This is a genomic window from Methylobacterium sp. WL6 (assembly GCF_008040095.1).
GTDB lineage: Bacteria > Pseudomonadota > Alphaproteobacteria > Rhizobiales > Beijerinckiaceae > Methylobacterium.
The window spans coordinates 1-17,648 of the sequence record NZ_VRVH01000034.1 but is presented as its reverse complement, the minus strand read 5'-3'; the positions used below and the strand labels follow the sequence as shown (position 1 = coordinate 17,648).

The window sequence follows — 17,648 nt, the reverse complement described above, 5'->3', positions numbered from 1 at the left end:
TCGCGTCGCCGCCCTTCCGATCATCGTCGTCCTGCCGATGGTCGTCTCGCCCATCGTGGTCTTGCCGATCGTCGTCGCCGTGCCGATCGTCGTCGCCTTGCCGCTCGCGAACCTGCCAGCCCTCGGAGCGGTGGTCGCGCGCGTCGCGGCTGCGACGGGGATATCCGTGATCCCGCTCGTCCGCGTACGGCTCCTCGTCCCTGCCGTCGCGGGGCCGATCCCGGACGACGCGCAACGCATCGCGGGCGGGGCGACGGCGGTCGTCGGCATCGCGGGCTGGCCCGCCCTGCCGGGGCGGCGAGCCGACGTCGAGCAGGTCGCGTCGACTCCGCGACGGCCTGGACAGGCCGGACGAGGTGCTTGCATCGACGTCGCGCATGGAATGAATGCAAACCTTTCGTCCCACCGCACGTTCAGCGAGACGGCGTGGGCGATCGTCCGTACGGTGCGGCGGGTTATCCGAACCGAACGTTTCGTTTCTACCCTCAATCTGGATGGTGATGTCAAGCGAAACGAACGGTTCGGCTGATGGCTCTCGGATTCGTGTGCCGCGCGGATCGCGACGTCGCGAGGAGATCGCCGCTGTGGCGGAGCGCGTGTTCCTTCAGCACGGGTTCTCGGACACCACGATGAAGATGGTGGCGAACGAGGCCGGGGCCTCGACCGAGACGCTCTATCGCCATTTCGGCTCGAAGGACGACCTGTTCATCGAGGTCGTGAGCAACCGGACGCGCGATCTCAGGCAGCGGATCGAGACCGATCTCGGGAGCAAGGGCCCGCTCCCGGCGGTGCTGCGGGCCTTCGGCACGAACCTCTACGGCGCGATGATCATGCCCGAGATGACGGCGCTCGCCCGCATCATCGTCGCCGAGGTCCAGCGCAACCCGGCCCTCGGCGAGGCGTTCTACGCGATGGCGCCGGGCCGCACGCAGCGGCACCTGACCGACTACCTCGAGGCGGCCCGGCGCGACGGCGCGTTCATCGGCGACGACCCGTTGCTCGCCGCGACCATGTTCATCGGGTTGATCATCGGGAAGGTGGTTCCGGTGTGCCTGTTCATCCCCCACAAGGACGACGGCAGCCGCGCCGACATGGAACGGCACGTGGACGAGGCCGTCCGCATCTTCCTCGCCGTGTATCAGGCGGCGCGCCCCGCAGCGTGACGTGGGCCGGCTTCGTAGGCTCCGCGCTCAGCGCAGGAACCGACGGCGCGCCGGGGCGGCGACGAGGATCGCCGCCGGGCCGAGGGCGGCCGCGAGCATCACCACAAAGCCCAGCGTGATCATCGCAAGACCGTCGCCGGACGAGCGCGGGTGCCGGAGAAGCGCGCCGGCGTCACGAGCGCGGCCGGACGTGGAGGAAGCTGCGCTCCCCCGTCGCCGCCTCGGTCACGTGCTGGATCGCGTCGAGGAGGTCCGCCATCCGCTTCGGCGCCGAGGCGGGCATCAGGCGGCCGGCATCCACGCGGCGGGTGTCGGTCCGGCCGGCGGCGATCTGTGCCTGGCTCAGGGCATCGAAGTCGCGGCTGGGGCGTCGCTTCATGGCGGTGTCTCTCCTCGGGACACCGTGGCCGGCGCGTGGTTGATGAAGCGTTAACGCGGCGCCGAGGTCCGGCCCCGCAGCCTCACGCCGGTCTCGCCGTGTCCTCGGGGGCGACGGCGAGCCGGAGGAAGCTGACGACGCTCGCGACGGCGGCGAAGGCGCCGCCGAGCCCCAGGGCGAGCGCCGGCCCATGCGCATCCGCGATCGCGAAGCAGGCGGCGACGAGCGCGGCGCCCATGGTCTGGCCGAGGAGACGGGAGGTGGCGACGATGCCGCTTGCCCCGCCCGATCGCGCCGGCGGCGCGCTCGTCATGATGGCACGCAGGTTCGGCGCCTGGAAGAAGCCGAAGCCCGCGCCGCAGATCGCCATGCGCCAGCCGATGTCGAGGACGGTCGGGCTCGCCGGCAGGGCGGCGAGCAGCCCCATGCCGACGGCGAGTCCGGCGAGCCCGATCCCGCCGAGCAGGCCCGGCGGGTAGCGGTCCGAGAGGCGCCCGGCCAGGGGGGCCATCAGCGCGACCACGACGGGCCACGGCGTCATCAGGAAGCCGGTCTCGACCTGCGTGCGCCCGAGCGTGTGCTGGAACAGGAAGGGCAGCGAGACGAAGGCGAGCCCCTGCGCCGCGAACGAGCACACCGAGGTCGTGGCGGAGAGGGCGAACAGCGGGCGCCGGAGGAGGTCGGCGGCCAGCATCGGCGCAGGATGCCCTGCCTGCCGCCGCAGCAGCAGCAGGAAGCAGGCGACCGAGCCGGCGGCCTCCGCCAGGATGCGCCAGAGCGGCCCCTCGTGCGCGGCCTCGCCGAGGTCGAGCACGAGCAGGGCGAAGGCGGACGCGTTGAGCAGCGAGCCGACCCCATCGAAGCGGTGGCCGGAGCGGCCGGTCTCCGGCAGCGCGGTCCAGGCCAGCAGCAGGGCGGCGAGCCCGATCGGCACGTTGACGGCGAAGAGCCACGGCCACGGCGCCGCGACGAGGATCAGCGAGGCGACGGTCGGGCCGACCGCGAAACCGACGCCGACGACGAAGGCGTTGAGGCCGACGCCGCGCCCGAGCTGGTGGGCCGGATAAATGAAGCGGATGAGGGCGATGTTGACCGCCATCAGGGCGCTCGCGCCGACGCCCTGGAGCACGCGGGCCGCGACGAGCGTCGGCAGCGACCAGGCCAGCGCGCAGACGAGCGAGGCGCCGGTGAACAGGATCAGCCCGCCGACGTAGATCCGCTGCTGGCCGACGATCTCGCCCAGCGCCGCGATCGGCAGCAGCGTCGCCACCACCGCGAGCTGGTACGCGTTGACGATCCACACCGAGGCACCGGGATCGACCCCGAGATCGGCGGCGATGGTCGGCAGCGCGGTGTTGGCGATGGCGGTGTCGAGCGTCGCCAGCGCGACGCCGGTGAGCACCGCCACCATCGCCTGCCCGCGCTGGGCCGGAGGCAGGCCGTGATGGGTCGGCGTGCTCGACGGTGCGGGCGGAGGGGACATCGTGGGCTGGGGCTCGCGGCGGCAACGCGTGCTGCATGCGGCCATGGCGGGGATGCTGGCAAGTGCACCGGCAAGCGCAACCACACGGTGTTGCTACGCTCCGGGTGCATATCTCAATCGGGCCGATCGAGCCGTCGGTGAACCGGCGGCTGCCATCGACCCTACGCGGCTCTCCGGCCGGGCTTGGCGAGATCGCCTCCGCCCGGCCGTCGAGCCGGCCGACCGCGTCGTCGGAGGCTCAGCAGCTCAACCGCCGGCCTTCGCGCCGGCCGAACACCCGGTAATGCGCCGCGCCCGAATCCACCTGCCCGCGGCTCACCGCGCGGCGAACGTCGGGGTTGCAGCGAAGGTACTCGGCCTCGTCGAACCCGAAGCGGCCGCCGCCGCGGCCGTGGTCGTCGTAGCCCCGGTCGCGATCGCGGTAGCGGTCGTCGCGGCCGCCATACCCGGATTCGCGCTCGCCGTAGCCGTAGTCCCGGCCGCCGTAGGGCTGGGACAAGGCCGGCGCGACCGATCCGGCGATCGTCAGGCCCACCACCATCACCGTGCAAAGCGTCTTCATCGATCCACTCCCGTCGCTGGCACTTGCAACGGCGTGCGAAGGCTTTGGTTCACATCGGCTCGGAGCGCGCTGCGCCCGGGACTTCGCGACCCGCGGCATGTTGCATCGCCTGCCGAACGTCGAGGACCGACCGGTCCGATGTCGCGTTGCCCCCGCATCACCCCTTCGGATCGCGAGGAAGATCGACATGGCACAACCCACCTTTCCCGACAGGCCGGGCCACGGCGCCAACAGCGTCGAGCATCGCATCGGCCAGGACGTGGACGGCGTCGACCAGCTCAGCAGCGTCGTCCTGATGGGCCTCGCGATCGGCGGCGCGGCGCTGGCGCTGATCCTGGTGCACTTCCTGATCGGCTGAGGCGGGTCGGCTCGCACCTTCTCAACCGGAAGGCGAGGAACGATCGGATCGTGGCCGTGGTTTCACGCCGTGGCACCGACCCGGTGCGGCAGCAAGGACCCGGCACCGATGACCAAGACCCGTTTCACAGCCTCTGCGATCGCGGCCGCGGCCTTCGGCGCCGTCCTGATGTCGGCCGGCGCCGTCTCCGCCGCGACGCCGGCGCCCGCGCCGAGCCTCGTCCAGCCCGAGGCCCCGACCGTGCAGGTGCGGATGACGCGCCGCTCGATGATGCGCCACCACACCATGCGGCGCCACATGATGCGCCGTGGCGGCGGACGGACGATCAGCACGAAGCTCGGTGCCAGGACGCGCTGAAGGCGCCTTTGAAGACGCGCCGATCGAAGCCCGACGATCGAGGGGCCCGGCCGGAGAGATCCAGGCCGGGTTTCTCGTGTGGAACGGAGACGGCGCAAGCTGGTTCTTCAGCAGAGTTTGGTAATCCACCGGAGGAAACACATTGTCTTTCAAGTCGATCACGCTCGCGTCCGCGTTCGTCCTGACCATGGGCACCGCCGCCTTCGCCCAGGGCGGAGCCTCCAACGGCGGCCCCGGCAGCCCGGGCGCCGGGCCGTCGGCCGGCGGCACGATCAGTGAGGGGTCGGCCGCGGGCCGGTCGTCCACCACCACCGGTACCGTCCCGAACGCAGGCACCACCGCGCCGAGCGCCACCACGGCGCCCGTCGCGCCCGGTGCCGCCGGCAACGGCGCGGGCCCGAGCGCGGGCGGCACCGTCAACAGCGGCAGCGCCCCGACCGCGAAGTAGCCTTCGCGACGACGGCACGTCGTTCAGCCCGCCCGGTTCGCCGCGGCGGGCTTCTTCGTGCGCTCGCCCGCCCTGCCGGCATCGCGCCCGACGGCGGGGCGATGCGATCCCGCGTCGTCGCCGTGTCTCGCGCGCGATGACGCCGTATGACGAGACCTGCGCCGACCGGACCGGTGGACGCGCTGGAGATCCCCGTGCCGCACAGACAGCCGCTTCACCTCTGGATCGTGCGCCACGGCGAGAGCGCCGGCAACGTCGCCCGCGATGCGGCGCAGGCCTCGGGCGCGGCGCGGATCGACATCCCCGAACGCGACGTGGACGTGCCGCTGAGCCCGCTCGGCCACCGGCAGGCCGAGGCGCTCGGCCGCTGGTTCGCCAGCCTGCCCGAGGACCAGCGTCCGAACCTCGTCCTGGCCTCGCCCTATCGCCGCGCGGTCGAGACCGCCGAGGGGATCCGCGCCGCCGGTGCGCTAACCGCGGACACCCCGCCGCTCCTCGTCGACGAGCGCCTGCGCGAGAAGGAGTTCGGGATCCTCGACCGGCTTACGCGCGCCGGAATCGAGCAGCTGCACCCGGAGCAGGCGGCGCTGCGCAGCGACCTCGGCAAGTTCTACCACCGGCCGCCCGGCGGCGAGAGCTGGTGCGACGTCATCCTGCGCCTGCGCGGCGCGCTCGACACGATGGCCCTGCACTACGAAGGCCAGCGCATCCTCCTCGTCGCCCACCAGGTGGTCGTCCTGTGCCTGCGCTACCTCCTGGAGAACATGACCGAGGGGGAGATCCTGGCGATCGACGCCGAGGGCGACATCGCCAATTGCGGGGTCACCGAGTACGTCCCCTCCGCGCGCGCCACACCCGGTGGTGCCCTCGACCTGATCCGCTACAACTTCGTCGCACCCCTTGAGGCACAGGGCGCCACCGTTACCTCCGAACCCGACACCAAGAGCTGAGCGACCGTCAGACCCTTGGGGCAAGGACCGGAGGGAAGCCATGAGCGCCGTCACACCGCTGACCGAGCACGTGCTCCGCGGCATGGCCCCTCCCGATCCGGACGGCGACAGCAAGGATGGGCGCGGCTGCGTCCTGATCGTCGCGGGCTGCACGGCGCTGCCGGGCGCCGTCCTGCTCGGCGCCAACGCGGCGATGCGCGTCGGGGCGGGAAAGCTGCAGATCGGCGTCTGCCGCGACCTCGCGATCCCGATCGGGATCGCCGTGCCGGAAGCCCTGGTGATCGGCCTGGCACAGACCGAGGCCGGCGGCATCGGGCGCGCCTGCGCCGACGATCTCGCGCAGCGGGCCGGCGCGAGCGACGCGATCCTGTGCGGGCCGGGGATGAGCGAGGACGCGGACACGGAAGCCGTGGTCGCCGCGCTCGTCCGTGGGGCGGACACGGCAGCCATCGTCCTGGATGCCGGGGCGCTCGCCGCGTTGCGCGCCGATCCGGACCTGACGCGCCGCCTGCCCAAGCCAGCGATCATCACCCCGCACGCCGGCGAGATGGCCAAGCTGCTGGACATCGACCGAGAGGCCGTCGAGGCCGACCCGCTGGCGGCGGCTCGCCGGGCCACCGAGCGCTTCGGGACGATCACGGTGATGAAGGGCGGCCGGACGCAGGTCGTCTCCCCCGACGGCCGCGCCTGGTGCTACGAGATGGGGCATGGCGGGCTGGCGATCTCGGGATCGGGCGACACGCTGGCGGGCCTCATCGTCGGCCTGCTCGCGCGCGGAACCGAGCCCGAAGCCGCGGCCCTGTGGAGCGTCTACGCCCACGGCGAGGCGGGCCGCCGGCTGGCGCGCCGCTACGGCGGAATCGGCTTCCTCGCCCGCGAGCTTCCGGCGGAGGTGCCGTGCATCCTCGCCGAGGTGATGACTTAAGCCGCGGCACCGCCGCCGCCCCACGCATACGGGAGAACCATCGATGTCGGAGCCGCCGGACGACAACCTGGACCACTACGCGCTCGGCTTCTACGCGCCGGGCAAGAACCTCCGCCGCGAAGACTGCCCCTATGCCGAGGGCATGGCGGCCCACGACCAATGGCTGGCCGGGTACGACGCGGCGGTCCGCGGCGACAGGCTGGACGATCGTCCCGCGTGACGCGCCTGAACGGATCGCCGTAGTTTGGGCGGTGGTTTGCTTTTCGGGCCCGAAGCGTCTCGACGCAGGGCATCGATCCGAACGATCGCCTCCGACCGGGGCACGGCTCCGGCGGGAATCGTTCAAAGCCGGAGGGATGGCCTGTCCGGCGTTGCGATCGCGCCGCGACGCCGAAGACGGACCTCGATCCGGCGGCGTCGAGTTCGAGGGGCTACCAGGGCACGACCTCCCCGGTATGGTCGAGGAAGACGCAGCCGGATCCCCCGAGGCGACCTTCCAGGACGGCCACCATGCCCCGCGCGCTGGTCTCGACGTCGAGCGTCGCCCGCCGGCCGCCGAGATCCGTGCGGACCCAGCCCGGATGCATCAGCACGACGCCCCAATCGGCCTTGGCGTGCTGCCCGGCGAAGGAGCGGGCCAGGGTGTTGAGCGCCGCCTTGCTCGCCCGGTAGCTGCTCCAGCCGCCGCCGCGGTTCAGCGACACCGAGCCGAGCTTCGACGTCATCAGGACGACGAGACCGCCCGGTGCGACGCGCTTGTGGAAGGCCTCGGCGAAACGGATCGGGCTGAGGGCGTTCGTCTCGAACACCGCCGTCGCGACCGCGCGCGGCATCGTCGCGGCCGACGTGCCGGCCTGCGTCGCGACGCCCGCGACCACGAAGACGAGATCGAAGGCCGGAGCCTCCGCCAGCCGCGTGCGCAGGGCGGTCACCGCCGCATCGTCGTCGATGTCCACGCCCGTCTCGATCCGCAGCGTGCCGGCGCTCGCGAGCTCGGACAGGGCGGCCGACGGCCGGCGCACGGTAGCCGTCACCGCCCAGCCGCGCTCAAGGAACCGGGCGACGAGACCGAGGCCGAGCCCGCGGGAGGCGCCGACGATCAGCGCGCGGCGCGCACTCATCGCGCGCCTGCCCGGGCGCCCCGGAAGGACGTCGCCGGGCACGGCGAAGCGGGGCTTGGCCCGTCGCTTGCGCGGGCACCGGGACGGGCAGGGCGGGACAGGGGCATCGCCTCAAGATAGCCCCCGCGGGCGGCCCGTCGAGAAACCGGTTTGTCGCGTGCGATCCGGAGCGGATGGCGCCGGCTCGCGTTGACCCCACGACCCCGCCCTTCAGGACAGCCACGATGCATGCGACACGACTCGCGGAGACCGAGGCGACTCTCGCCCAGACCGATCGGGTCTGGCGAACCGAGGTGAGCCGCCTCTACGGTCCCGAGGGCGTCCTGCGCTTCGGCTACGGCCCGGAAGGGCGCGGCGCCGACGGCTCGCCCGTCCGGCGTGCCTACGAGGCGCGGCGTGCCGCGGTGGCGTCCTGGCGCCACGAGCGGCGGCCGCCGGGCTAGGTTCGGCAGCCCGGCCATGTCGCCTGCGATGGCCTCGATCCTCGGCCTGTGGTCGGCCTACTGGGCGGCGATGTTCGCCCAGATCGCCCACCTGCGTTCCCTCGACGACGGTGTCGGCGCGATAACGTGCAGCCGGGTCGCGCGAAGCCTCCTCGTCGTCGGCGTCGCGTTCTTCCTGGTGGCGAAGGGCGGCTAGAACGTGCGCTGCTCCGGTCGAAAGGACGGCGTCAGGCGTCGTCTTCCGGGGCGAACACCTCGCCGACCTCCGCCAAGCGGACGTTGGCCGCGTCGGTCCGGAGCTGCAGCAGCCCACGGTACTCCGCGAGCAGGCGACGCATCTCCCGGTCGGCGGCAGGGGCGTCGGCCGGCACCGGCGATGTCGTATCGCAGCGGTCGACGAACTCCGCCGTCCTCCGGTCGAGGGCAGCCCGATCGGATGGGCTCAGCCCGGCGAGCCCGTCGAATCCGAGGTCGCGGGCGACGAGGGCCGCGATCTCCTCCCGCTTCGTGTCCAGGTCCGACATCGCCGTCTCCCCGAGCCTGCTCCCGGCTCTCCGTCGCCGCATTCCGCGTCCGGAGCGACAACCGTGCCGCCGGCGGTCGCCCGCGCGGCCCGCTAGGTGAAACGCTGCGCCGAGATCGGGTCGCTGGCGGGGAAGGTCTCCTCGAGCCCTTCGTCGAGCAGCCGCTCCCGGCGCTGCGCCGGGCCGTCCACCCCGTTGCGTCCGGCCGGGATCGAGGCCGTCGCCGGGTTCACGCCCCGGCTCGCGCCGCCGGTCGCGCCGCGGCGGCCGCCGGCTCGACCAAGGAAGCCCGCCTGCCACAGAAGGTAGCCGAGGCCGACCGCCAGGGTGCAGACGATGACCCGGAGGTCGAGCTCGCTCCGCGGTGCCGGTGCCGGACGGTCGCGGCCCTGCAGCATCCAGCGCTTGGCTTGAACGAACGTCTGGCCCGCATCGCGGACCTCGCCCTCGGACAGCAACGCCCGCGCTGCCGGGATCAACTCGTGCTTGTGGCGGTGAAGGTACTGGTCGACGAGGAAGGTCGCGTCCTCGAAGGCATCCAGCCACCCCTCGGAGCCCGTCCGGCGCTGTCGCGCCAGGTCCGCGAGCTGGCTCATGAACGCCCGGTGCTGCTCGTCCAGCGCATCAACCAGCGTCCGCGTCTGCGCGCGCCGGCCGAGGGGGGCGTAGAGGCTGACGGAGACCGCCTCGGCATGTGCTTCGAGGCGATCGATGAGCTCGCCGAGAAGGCGCTCGCGGCTCCGCACGGCACCCGGCCCCTGCGATGCCTTCGGCGCATCGTGGATGAGTTGCTCGATGTTCGCGTGGTCGCGCCCGATGAGCTGCCAGACATCCATGATGGTACTCCTTACCGTTGTACCTGCTAACCGCCCCGCCCACCGGCCGTTCCTCCATCCGCCCGTGCTCGGGGCGCAGCGTGCGCAACGAATCGCCGGGGCGGGCCGCGTGAATGAACCGCCGGTGCACTGCCGCATTGGGGGAGGCAGGAGCACCCCATGCCGATCGACGACACGCACGAGCCTCAGACCGTTAACCTCTCGACGCCGGACGCGGCCGCCTACTGGGCGCGCAAGCTCCAGGTGCCGGTGGAGACGCTCGGGGCGGCGGTGGAGGCCGTCGGCCACGACGCCGAGAAGGTCGCGGCGCATCTCGGCCTTCCCTGGCCGTACGAGGCCAGCGGCATCGTCTGACGCAATGCTTCGCCGGCCCATCGGGCCGGTGGGCGATCGAGCACCGTTCCGACCGTGCCTGTCGGGACACGCCGCGCGACGACGTGGGCCGGGCGGCGCAACCCGGACGCATCCCGCAACGTTCTGGCACCGGACCCGGGTCGAGCGGGTGCCTCAGGAGAAGACGATGTTGGTACGTTTTGGAGTCGGCTTTGCGCTCGCGACGTTTGCGGCGACCGCAGCGATCGCCGCTCCGGTGTCGCAGGAAGACAAGGCCGCGATGCAGCTGCTCTGTGCCGGCGACTTCGCGACCTTCTGCACCGGCCTGCCGCTCGAGGACGGCCCCGAGACGCGCGCCTGCTTCAACAGGAACATGTCGAAGCTCTCGCCCGGGTGCCGCAACGCGATCGAGGCCTATAAGAAGAAGGGTTGAGGCCCGCCCCACCGGCGCCCCGAGCCGCGTCGCGCGGGCGGCTCTCGCCCGGCGGTGGGCATGGAGCTCCGCGAGGCGGGATCCGGCTCTCGTCGCTCGGCCTTCCGGCGGCAGGCGTGCGCCGATCCGGACCGCACCCCGAGGCCGCGCTCACCCCAGGGTGATCGCGGCCTCGCTCCGGTCGATCGTTGCGACGCGCGGGCCGCGAATGTTCGGATCCCTCTGTTCCCAGGCCGACAGGGCGGCGTTGACGGCCTCGACGATCGCGCCCGGGGAGCCGCCGATCTGCGGGCGGATCGCCTCGACCAGCCGGGTGACGATCGTCTGCTCCTCCAAAGGGTGAGCCGGCATGGTCGCCTGGCGGCAGTACGCCGCGTAGACGTTCTCCGCGATGGCGCGGGCCGCGCGGTCGGGATCGGGCGTTTCGCTCATTCCAGAAAAGCCTTTCGCGTCGGGGTGCTCGGACGACGCTGTTTCGCGCGTCGCCCGCTTCGTTGGGTGCAGCTTCGGCAGGCCCGCGATCAGGGGGGCGGCTCCTGCAAGGGCTTGCCCTTGTCGACCACGTAGACCGACAGGACCTTGATCGTCCTGTCGCCGACCACCGTGTAGCCCGCGTGCGGCACGCCGCGCGGGTTGATCCCGCGCTCGCCGGCCGGCCGTTGCTTCGGTTCCTTGCCGGACACCTGCACCGTGCCGCCCTCGATCACGTAGAACGACTCCTCGCCGTGGTGGACGTGGCGGGGCGAGGTCGCACCCGGCGGAAACTCCACCAGCTGCATGATGATCTCGCGCGTGTCGTCGCCGGAGACCGGCGCGCGGCCGAGCTTGGTCCGCCTGATCTCGTGCACCACCGTCTCCTGCGCCATCGCCGAGCCCCCGAAACCGATTCCACCGGCCGTGCAGGCCAGCGCGAGCCCGCCGCTTGCGTACCATTGCCTCATCGCCTCGCTCCGTTCCTACGGTGCCACCGCATCCCCATCGAAGCCGTGGGCGTCGAAGATCCGGCGCACGAGGCCCGACCGCTTCGCTTCCGCAAGCCACGCCGTCACCGAGGCGAGTGCCGCCGGCCGGCCCTTCGGCACCGCGACGGCGACCTGCGTCCGCTGGAAGCCGCCGGTGACGATCCGCGAGCCGGGGACCTGCGCCACGATCGGCTGCAGCGTGTCTCGCGACAGGGCGAAGGCGTCGGCCGCTCCGGTTCGCATCCGCTCGATCGCCTCGGCCACGGAAGGGACGGCCACCGGCCGGGTCCGCGTCAGCGTGCGGGCCGAGGCGCGGATCGTCGTGGTCCCGTCGATCGCCACCACCTTGAGATCCGGCCGGTCGACCTGCGCGACGTCGACGATGCCCGACGCGCCGGTCACCAGGTAGGTGCTCTCGAGGTCGTAGTAGCCCGGCCCGAAATCGAGCACCTGCCGACGCGCCGCATCGACGGGCATGAAGCTCACGTCGATCGTCCCAGCCTGAAGGGCCGCTGCCGCAGCGCCCGAGTTCGGGAAGAGGGTCACGGTCAGCGGCAGGCCCACCTGTCGCGCAAGGTCTGCGCCGAGATCCGCGGTGACGCCCTCGAGCGTCCCGCCCGGCGAGCGGGCGACGAAGACGAGGCCGGCGGACGGCGCCTCGACGAGGCCGACCCGGAGCGTGCCGGTCGGCGCCAGCGCGGCCTTCGCGGCGGTGTCCTGCGCAAGCCCGGGAAGCGTCATGGCGGCGAGGATGGCGAGCGCGGCCGGCAATCCCTGGGCGAGCGGCATGGGTGGCGTTCCCGGAGTGGTTTCACGCCGTCCGCTGTACACCGTCGTCGAAGCAGGTCCCATGCGGGCGGAGCGGGAACCGCCGACGAACGTTGCGCCATGACACGCGGTCGGAGCGAGCCCATGGAAGTCAGCGATCTGAAGAACCCGCCCTTCGTGGTGCTCACCTACCGAGACGGGCACGTCGTCGTCGAGGAGGATGCCGCCACCGAGGTGGCTGCCCGCCTGCGCTTCGCATCGGCGGTCGACCTGTGCAAGACGCGGGACGATGCGCATGCCCACCGGGTCGAGCTGCGATCGGGCGAGGCCGTGATCGACACTTGGCCGAAGGCGGAGCGTCCCTAGGGCGACCGGCGCTCGCCGATGCAGGAACCCCGGATCGCGCGAGCGTCCCGGGGTTCCTGCGTCGTGCGCCGATCGAGAGGGCCGGTCGCTCAGCGGTGGTGACGCCGGTGATGGCGCCGCATCATCCGCATCCCGCCCATGCGCGAGCGCATCATCCCGCCGGTGCGCGCGCCGGCGTGCATTCCGCCCATGCGACCGTTGCCGGTCGCCGCCGCGTTGCGATCGAGGCCATCGCCCGGTGACGCCATGCCGGCGGTGTTGGCGCCGAGCAAGAGGCCGAGCGCCACCGTTGCGCCGAGGATGAGCTTGTTCATTCTGTAGAGCCTTACACGGCGCTGCGCCGTGACGTCAGAACAGGGATCGGCAGTCCTGGTTCCAGATATAGGATCGTCGCACGTCGGGATCGCTCGGTTTCTGCAATATTACATCCGATACCCACGCGTTTCGTTCGAACGGCACTTGACGAGATAGGCGAGCCCGCAGAGCCATAGCTTTTCCGGAAAAGGAGTGCCGCCTTGGAAGATCAGCTCGAATATCAGCCCAATACCCCCGTCGGTCTCACGGCCGACATCGTCGCGGCCTATGTCTCGGGCAATCATGTCCAGGTGGCCGAGCTGCCGACGCTGATCGCCAACGTGCACGCGATGCTGTCCGAACTTCGCAACGGCAAGCCGGCCGAGCCCGCGGGCCCGGAGAAGCCGACGGCGGCTCAGATCCGCAAGTCGGTCACGCCGGACGCGCTGGTCTCCTTCCTCGACGGCAAGCCCTACAAGACGCTGAAGCGCCATCTGAACGGGAACGGCCTGTCGTTCGAGGAGTACAGGACCCGCTACGGCCTGCCGGCGGACTACCCGTCGACCTCGGCGAACTACTCCGCCACGCGCTCGGCGTTGGCGCGCTCGCTCGGCCTCGGTCAGCAGCGGCGGAAGCAGCCCGCGGCCGCCGCAGCGGTCGAGGCGACCGCCGAGGCTCCGAAGGCGCGCGGACGCAAGCCCAAAGCCGCCGAGTCGCCCAAGGCCGTAGAGGCGTCCCAGGCCGAAGGAGCGTCAGCGTCGGCTCCGAAGACGCGTGGCCGCAAAGGCAACGCCAAGACGGTCGCCGAGCCGGCCTGACGCCGTTCGACGCCCCGTCCCGTGGGTGGATCGGGACGGGGCCGGATCGCCCGGCGAGAGCGTGCTTACTCCGCCTTGCGGTGCCCGCGCCCGTGCTGCGCCTTGCCGGCGCCGGCCGCGGCTGCGGCCTCCTTCTCGGCCTTCCCGACCGTCGCCGAGCTGGTGGCGGCGTCGCTCGTCGCACCGGCCGGCGCGTTCGAGGCCGCGGATTTCGGCTGCCCCTTGCCCTCCGTCGGCGCCTCCGCCTTGCCGCCTTCGAGAACCTCGGGGTGGCCGGCCCCCGCCTCGGCGCTTCCGGCCCGCTGCACCTCGGCCGCCCGCTCGGCCTGCGCGCTCGTCGTCTCGTGCTGCTGACCGTCGCCGGACCGACCCTTGGCTGGGTTCGACATCATCACATCCTCTCTCGTGGTCACGCTGCAACCGCCCGCATCGATCACGGTTCGAGCGCCGCCGAAGCATGCGACGAAACGCCGAGCCGCGTCGTCCGCTCTGGACATCGGCCGCCGGCCCGGGGGGGACGAGCGCGTACGGGCCGCGACCGTCGCGAGGACGGGCGAGCGGATGGTCCGCACTGGGACCAAGTGGCTGCGGACGAGAGGGGCAGCCGATCGGATCAGCGTTGCGGCATGCGCCTGATCGAGCCGACGTTCTCGGGGGAGAGGTCCGCCTCGAAGGCGCCGTGATGGTGGATGGCGACCTGCCTCGGCTCGGCCGGGCGCATCTTCTCGGACGACGCGTCGCCCTCCGGACGATCCGGCGTGACCGATCCAAGCCGGAAGGAGGGCCGATCCTGCAGGTTCCAGGCCTTGGCCGGCTTCTGGTCTCCGCAGCCCTCGCACACGGAGACCAGCCACGATTGCCACAGGCCGTTGGTCTTCTCTTGCACCGATTCCGCTCGCTCGCGATGGGCCGAAGCGAGAGAGAAGGTATCGAGGTCGCCCTGCTTGCTGGGTTCGGGCAACTTGCGAAGCCGCTCGAGCTTCGTATTCCAGGTTTCGCCCCCGGTCCTGGGGGGAACGTTCGTCGTCACCGTGTCGAGCGTGCTGCGATCCGGCTCGCACCCGATACAGATGTTCCGGATCATGCCGTCCTCGACGTCGCCGGGTGATCTCGATCGGTCCGATACCGAGCCCGCATCACGGCTCGGCGGTTTGGTCTGCCCGACGGCGGTCGTCGTCACCGCCTTCTCGTTGACGGGCGGGATCGCACCGGTCCGGATGTCGCCGGTCTGAGCGGTCGCCGTCGCCGCGGGAAGGATACACAGCACAAGGGTGGATAGGGTCATGCGCGTTGCTGTCATGGCTGCCTCCATGACAAGTCAATCTTCTGCGCTGTCGCTGGTTCGAGGCCATTCGGCAGCGAAAAACAGAAACTATTTCTTCCGTTCCGATCGGCTCTCCAGAATGTCCACGAACGGCTTCGAGATCACGTGCCGGCCCGCCGCATCGTAGATCTCGACCGTCCAGGCCGACCAATCGCGCCGCGCGCTGCCGAGCATCAGGTCGATCGCGACCCGCTCGGCGTGGAGGCGCATGAGCGCCCAGGTCGGCAGCCGCCTGCCCTGGAGATCGGCCACGAGGTCGAAGCCGTTCGTGCAGTGGAAACGGTAAAGCGGTGTCGGCATTGGCCTTCTACCCCGCCCTCCACAGCATCTCACCGTTCCGTGGCCCACCGTGCTCGCCATGGTTGAACCGTCGGCCCGCTTGCTATTTGTTCCTTGTATGTTCTTGGACAACTCGGAGCCGCGATGCACCCCCAGCCCCACCAACCGCCTGTGGAGATCCGGCTCACCGAGGCCGAGACGATCGCGCTGGCCTACCGGAGGGCCGCCCGCGGCGATGCCTGGATCGCGCTGGTGCAGGTGGTCGAGGACGCGCTCGCAGACCTGGCCGAGGCCGAGCGCCGGTCGCTGCGGCGGGACCGGCTGGTCTCGCGCGGCTACGTCCGCGGGCAGCTCTGACGGAGCGCGGCCACGGCCATCGCGGGCGCCGGATCATCAGGCGGCCGTGGGCGGGCCGGACGGCACGTCTCGGCCGTACGGGCTTTCCTTCGCCCTGCGATGAGGCCGACGGCGATCCCTTCTCCCGCCCGCTGGCGATCGATCGGCGGCTTTCTCGGGAGCACGGTCGGCGTACGCGAGCCGACACCCGCGCACCGTGCGGCGCGGCCGAGGGTCGCTCCGCGCCGGGCGATCGGAACGGCCGTTTCGACCCGGGGTTTGCTCCCCACGTCCCGAGGCTGCGGCGCAGGCTTCGCGCCGGCCGACCGATTGGAGCACCCATGTCGAACAAGCACCCGAAGACCGATACGCCGACCGATGCCGACCTGAAGGGCAATCCGGGGATCGGCCAGTCCCGAGGCCTGACGGGTCACGACATCGAGGACATCGAGGCGGACTCGACGGTGGAGGGCGACACGGCCAACGAGACGAAGCTCGACGGCGGGATCGATCCGAACCACCAGGGCCGGACCAACAAGTAAGGGTCTTGCGTTCGCGGGGCGCAACACGTGCGCCCCGCCCCTGACCGCCCGCGCATCCGCGCCGATTTTCCGGCCGGCAGCATGGGCGATGGCACGACCGGCATGGGCCGATCCGCGCCCGATCCGTGAGCGGGGGCGCACCGGTCCATGACCACGCTGCCGAGAGCGATCCGTCGCCTCCGCCGCGGCCCAAGCCGGCACCCAAGCCGACCGGGAACGAGACGGTCCCGACAAGGTAATGTTCGAGTGCGTCGATCGGGCAGGGGAGCTTGGCTCGCCCGCGTGCCGCCCATGCGAGAAAGCGCGCCCGGGGGACCACGCCCTACCGGTCGATCTCAGTGCTCATCGGAGGCGTGGATTGATGGTGCTGCGAGGGGGGATCGAACCCACGACCTCCTCATTACCAATGAGGTGCTCTACCACTGAGCTACCGCAGCAACGGCGATCCGGGGCCCGCGAGGGGGCGTCTCCGTCCGACCGAGAGGGGCTTTAAGGGATCGACGGCGGCTTGGCAATCGCGCTTGGCGGTCCCGAGGGCGCAATCGACCGGGTGGATCACGTTTTGGGGCGGCCGTCGCGCTTCAGCGCCGCGCGGATGATCGCGGCCAAGCCCGGCTCGGTCACCGCCTCGGCGGCGTCCGCGGGGGTGAACCAGCGCTGCTCGCGCTGGTGCTGCTCCGGCCAGGTCTTGCGGTGCTTGCGCACCTCGAGCGGAAACACCTTCACCTGGCACAGCACCGCGTCGCGGTTCTTCAGGCGCTTCTGGTAGAGGTAGAAGCCGAGCGGCCGCTTGCCGATCTGGCCGATCACGCCGGCCTCCTCGTAGGCCTCGCGGGCCGCCGCCTCGAAGGGCTTGCGCCCCTTCATCGGCCACCCCTTCGGGATCACCCAGCGCCGGCTCTCGCGAGAGGTGACGAGGAGCACGCTGTAGCTGCCGTCGGGCTCGCGCCGGAACGGCAGCGCGCCGACCTGCGGCCGCGCCTCGCGCTCGTCGTCGAGCGGCATCGTCGTCATGCGCGTCGGCGCCATGCGGGCGCTCCGATGCGGTTCCAGCGCTCCGAGGCGTGCGGCCCGATCGCGGAGGGAACGATGCGGTGTGCTGGGCCGGAACGGAACTGGAACAGTGGTGGGGCCTCTCGGAGGAAAAGTTATCCGGCAAATAATCGATCGGACCTGCCCTGGGAAGCGGGCGTACCGCCGATTGCAGCCGTCTTCACCACCAAAGGTTGGTCGTTTCGTGGGTCAAACGCACCGGAGCGCAGAACGGTGCCGCGCGTCGGAGCCTACCACAGGATGTATCTTGCCGTGGCGATATGGCCGTTCGATGAAGCCCGACGCCATGCCCGTGTCGCACCCGCCGGCCGCCCGGCGGGGCCGGGCGGCGCGGGAACGATCAGCCGAAGCGACGGGCCTTGGCCTCGGCGTCCTCGCGTGCCGTTGCGGGCGAACCGATTGCAGGCGGACCGGCGGGACGCGGCTGCGGCAGCACCACGGGGCTCGCAGCGCCGGCCGGCATCGGCCCGGGTTCGGCGACGGCAGGCTTGTCGGCCTCGGCCGGCGCCCGCGCAACGCTCGCCGGCGTGATGCCAGGCGGGATGGCGTTCGTGGGCTTGGGCCCGGCGGCGGGAGCGGGTGCCATCGTGC

30 protein-coding genes, 1 tRNA gene and 1 pseudogene are annotated in these 17,648 nt (G+C 71.5%); 16 read left to right on the top strand and 16 right to left on the bottom strand.

What is annotated here, in order from left to right; all coding sequences use genetic code 11:
- Positions 1-37: 37 nt before the first annotated feature.
- Both FV230_RS29450 and FV230_RS07595 read left to right on the top strand, forming a co-directional pair.
- Positions 38-529, top strand: coding sequence for a hypothetical protein (locus FV230_RS29450; RefSeq protein WP_187275425.1), 492 nt, complete (start codon positions 38-40; stop codon positions 527-529).
- Positions 530-584: 55 nt separating this feature from the next.
- On the top strand, positions 585-1,163 hold the full coding sequence (locus tag FV230_RS07595) for a TetR/AcrR family transcriptional regulator (protein WP_187275424.1): 579 nt from the start codon (positions 585-587) through the stop codon (positions 1,161-1,163).
- 172 nt (positions 1,164-1,335) lie between these two features.
- Here FV230_RS07595 and FV230_RS07590 read toward each other — a convergent pair whose 3' ends face one another.
- The 3 genes from FV230_RS07590 to FV230_RS07580 all read right to left on the bottom strand — a co-directional run bounded on the left by FV230_RS07590 (position 1,336) and on the right by FV230_RS07580 (position 3,587).
- Positions 1,336-1,542: a hypothetical protein gene (locus FV230_RS07590; protein ID WP_147841901.1), complete on the bottom strand. Its 207-nt coding sequence runs from the start codon at positions 1,540-1,542 to the stop codon at positions 1,336-1,338.
- A gap of 82 nt (positions 1,543-1,624) precedes the next feature.
- A complete protein-coding gene (locus tag FV230_RS07585) occupies positions 1,625-3,025 on the bottom strand; it encodes an MFS transporter (RefSeq protein ID WP_147841900.1) in 1,401 nt (466 codons plus the stop codon).
- 238 nt (positions 3,026-3,263) lie between these two features.
- Positions 3,264-3,587, bottom strand: coding sequence for a hypothetical protein (locus FV230_RS07580; protein WP_147841899.1), 324 nt, complete (start codon positions 3,585-3,587; stop codon positions 3,264-3,266).
- Between the two features lie 187 nt (positions 3,588-3,774).
- Here FV230_RS07580 and FV230_RS29445 point away from each other — a divergent pair, with 187 nt between their 5' ends.
- The 6 genes from FV230_RS29445 to FV230_RS07555 all read left to right on the top strand — a co-directional run bounded on the left by FV230_RS29445 (position 3,775) and on the right by FV230_RS07555 (position 6,845).
- Positions 3,775-3,945 (top strand): hypothetical protein, encoded by a 171-nt coding sequence (locus FV230_RS29445; protein WP_187274771.1) that lies wholly within the window; start codon positions 3,775-3,777, stop codon positions 3,943-3,945.
- Between the two features lie 108 nt (positions 3,946-4,053).
- Positions 4,054-4,302, top strand: a complete 249-nt coding sequence (locus tag FV230_RS07575) for a hypothetical protein (protein ID WP_147841898.1) — start codon at positions 4,054-4,056, stop codon at positions 4,300-4,302.
- Positions 4,303-4,444: 142 nt separating this feature from the next.
- Complete coding sequence (locus FV230_RS07570; RefSeq protein ID WP_147841897.1) at positions 4,445-4,750, top strand: hypothetical protein; 306 nt, start codon at positions 4,445-4,447, stop codon at positions 4,748-4,750.
- A 194-nt stretch (positions 4,751-4,944) separates the two neighbouring features.
- Positions 4,945-5,700: a histidine phosphatase family protein gene (locus tag FV230_RS07565; protein WP_147841896.1), complete on the top strand. Its 756-nt coding sequence runs from the start codon at positions 4,945-4,947 to the stop codon at positions 5,698-5,700.
- A 40-nt stretch (positions 5,701-5,740) separates the two neighbouring features.
- Complete coding sequence (locus FV230_RS07560; protein WP_147841895.1) at positions 5,741-6,625, top strand: NAD(P)H-hydrate dehydratase; 885 nt, start codon at positions 5,741-5,743, stop codon at positions 6,623-6,625.
- A 43-nt stretch (positions 6,626-6,668) separates the two neighbouring features.
- Positions 6,669-6,845 carry a ribosome modulation factor gene (locus FV230_RS07555; protein ID WP_147729007.1) on the top strand — a complete coding sequence of 59 codons (177 nt, stop codon included), beginning with the start codon at positions 6,669-6,671 and terminating at the stop codon, positions 6,843-6,845.
- 211 nt (positions 6,846-7,056) lie between these two features.
- On the opposite strand, the gene FV230_RS07550 is transcribed toward FV230_RS07555, so the two are convergent.
- A complete protein-coding gene (locus FV230_RS07550; protein WP_147841894.1) occupies positions 7,057-7,746 on the bottom strand; it encodes an SDR family NAD(P)-dependent oxidoreductase in 690 nt (229 codons plus the stop codon).
- A 224-nt stretch (positions 7,747-7,970) separates the two neighbouring features.
- On the opposite strand from FV230_RS07550, the gene FV230_RS07545 reads away from it, so the two are divergent.
- Entirely contained in the window at positions 7,971-8,189 is a 219-nt protein-coding gene (locus FV230_RS07545; RefSeq protein ID WP_147729005.1) for a hypothetical protein, read from the top strand.
- A 16-nt stretch (positions 8,190-8,205) separates the two neighbouring features.
- Complete coding sequence (locus FV230_RS07540; protein WP_147841893.1) at positions 8,206-8,385, top strand: hypothetical protein; 180 nt, start codon at positions 8,206-8,208, stop codon at positions 8,383-8,385.
- Positions 8,386-8,416: 31 nt separating this feature from the next.
- Here the strand turns inward: FV230_RS07540 and FV230_RS07535 are convergent, their stop codons facing one another.
- Together FV230_RS07535 and FV230_RS07530 are read right to left on the bottom strand one after the other, a co-directional pair.
- The gene (locus FV230_RS07535) at positions 8,417-8,713 is read right to left on the bottom strand and encodes a hypothetical protein (protein ID WP_147841892.1); all 297 of its coding nucleotides are present in this window, start codon (positions 8,711-8,713) and stop codon (positions 8,417-8,419) included.
- Between the two features lie 92 nt (positions 8,714-8,805).
- A complete protein-coding gene (locus FV230_RS07530) occupies positions 8,806-9,549 on the bottom strand; it encodes a hemerythrin domain-containing protein (protein ID WP_147841891.1) in 744 nt (247 codons plus the stop codon).
- 159 nt (positions 9,550-9,708) lie between these two features.
- On the opposite strand from FV230_RS07530, the gene FV230_RS07525 reads away from it, so the two are divergent.
- Positions 9,709-9,903, top strand: a complete 195-nt coding sequence (locus tag FV230_RS07525) for a DUF3606 domain-containing protein (protein ID WP_147728722.1) — start codon at positions 9,709-9,711, stop codon at positions 9,901-9,903.
- Between the two features lie 166 nt (positions 9,904-10,069).
- Positions 10,070-10,315 carry a hypothetical protein gene (locus FV230_RS07520; RefSeq protein WP_147728721.1) on the top strand — a complete coding sequence of 82 codons (246 nt, stop codon included), beginning with the start codon at positions 10,070-10,072 and terminating at the stop codon, positions 10,313-10,315.
- A gap of 150 nt (positions 10,316-10,465) precedes the next feature.
- Here the strand turns inward: FV230_RS07520 and FV230_RS07515 are convergent, their stop codons facing one another.
- The 3 genes from FV230_RS07515 to FV230_RS07505 form a co-directional block, all read right to left on the bottom strand.
- On the bottom strand, positions 10,466-10,747 hold the full coding sequence (locus tag FV230_RS07515; protein WP_147841890.1) for a hypothetical protein: 282 nt from the start codon (positions 10,745-10,747) through the stop codon (positions 10,466-10,468).
- A gap of 89 nt (positions 10,748-10,836) precedes the next feature.
- Positions 10,837-11,256, bottom strand: a complete 420-nt coding sequence (locus tag FV230_RS07510) for a cupin domain-containing protein (protein ID WP_147841889.1) — start codon at positions 11,254-11,256, stop codon at positions 10,837-10,839.
- Positions 11,257-11,271: 15 nt separating this feature from the next.
- A complete protein-coding gene (locus FV230_RS07505) occupies positions 11,272-12,066 on the bottom strand; it encodes a transporter substrate-binding domain-containing protein (protein WP_246694786.1) in 795 nt (264 codons plus the stop codon).
- Positions 12,067-12,189: 123 nt separating this feature from the next.
- Here FV230_RS07505 and FV230_RS07500 point away from each other — a divergent pair, with 123 nt between their 5' ends.
- The gene (locus tag FV230_RS07500; protein WP_147841888.1) at positions 12,190-12,411 is read left to right on the top strand and encodes a hypothetical protein; all 222 of its coding nucleotides are present in this window, start codon (positions 12,190-12,192) and stop codon (positions 12,409-12,411) included.
- Positions 12,412-12,500: 89 nt separating this feature from the next.
- On the opposite strand, the gene FV230_RS07495 is transcribed toward FV230_RS07500, so the two are convergent.
- Entirely contained in the window at positions 12,501-12,725 is a 225-nt protein-coding gene (locus FV230_RS07495) for a hypothetical protein (RefSeq protein ID WP_147841887.1), read from the bottom strand.
- A 201-nt stretch (positions 12,726-12,926) separates the two neighbouring features.
- Between FV230_RS07495 and FV230_RS07490 the strand changes: the two genes are divergently transcribed.
- A complete protein-coding gene (locus FV230_RS07490; protein ID WP_147841886.1) occupies positions 12,927-13,523 on the top strand; it encodes a MucR family transcriptional regulator in 597 nt (198 codons plus the stop codon).
- 65 nt (positions 13,524-13,588) lie between these two features.
- On the opposite strand, the gene FV230_RS07485 is transcribed toward FV230_RS07490, so the two are convergent.
- The 3 genes from FV230_RS07485 to FV230_RS07475 form a co-directional block, all read right to left on the bottom strand.
- A complete protein-coding gene (locus FV230_RS07485; RefSeq protein ID WP_243932627.1) occupies positions 13,589-13,915 on the bottom strand; it encodes a hypothetical protein in 327 nt (108 codons plus the stop codon).
- Between the two features lie 221 nt (positions 13,916-14,136).
- Complete coding sequence (locus FV230_RS07480) at positions 14,137-14,823, bottom strand: hypothetical protein (RefSeq protein WP_147841885.1); 687 nt, start codon at positions 14,821-14,823, stop codon at positions 14,137-14,139.
- 72 nt (positions 14,824-14,895) lie between these two features.
- Positions 14,896-15,147: a hypothetical protein gene (locus FV230_RS07475; protein ID WP_147729059.1), complete on the bottom strand. Its 252-nt coding sequence runs from the start codon at positions 15,145-15,147 to the stop codon at positions 14,896-14,898.
- Positions 15,148-15,270: 123 nt separating this feature from the next.
- Between FV230_RS07475 and FV230_RS07470 the strand changes: the two genes are divergently transcribed.
- Positions 15,271-15,483 (top strand): hypothetical protein, encoded by a 213-nt coding sequence (locus FV230_RS07470; RefSeq protein ID WP_147729058.1) that lies wholly within the window; start codon positions 15,271-15,273, stop codon positions 15,481-15,483.
- 320 nt (positions 15,484-15,803) lie between these two features.
- Entirely contained in the window at positions 15,804-16,004 is a 201-nt protein-coding gene (locus FV230_RS07465) for a hypothetical protein (RefSeq protein ID WP_147729057.1), read from the top strand.
- 362 nt (positions 16,005-16,366) lie between these two features.
- On the opposite strand, the gene FV230_RS07460 is transcribed toward FV230_RS07465, so the two are convergent.
- From FV230_RS07460 to FV230_RS30310, 3 genes and pseudogenes are all read right to left on the bottom strand, one after another.
- Positions 16,367-16,441, bottom strand: a tRNA-Thr gene (locus FV230_RS07460).
- A 118-nt stretch (positions 16,442-16,559) separates the two neighbouring features.
- Positions 16,560-17,018 (bottom strand): NUDIX hydrolase, encoded by a 459-nt coding sequence (locus FV230_RS07455; RefSeq protein ID WP_147729062.1) that lies wholly within the window; start codon positions 17,016-17,018, stop codon positions 16,560-16,562.
- Between the two features lie 379 nt (positions 17,019-17,397).
- Positions 17,398-17,648: pseudogene (locus FV230_RS30310) on the bottom strand (multifunctional 2',3'-cyclic-nucleotide 2'-phosphodiesterase/5'-nucleotidase/3'-nucleotidase); the annotation flags it as partial.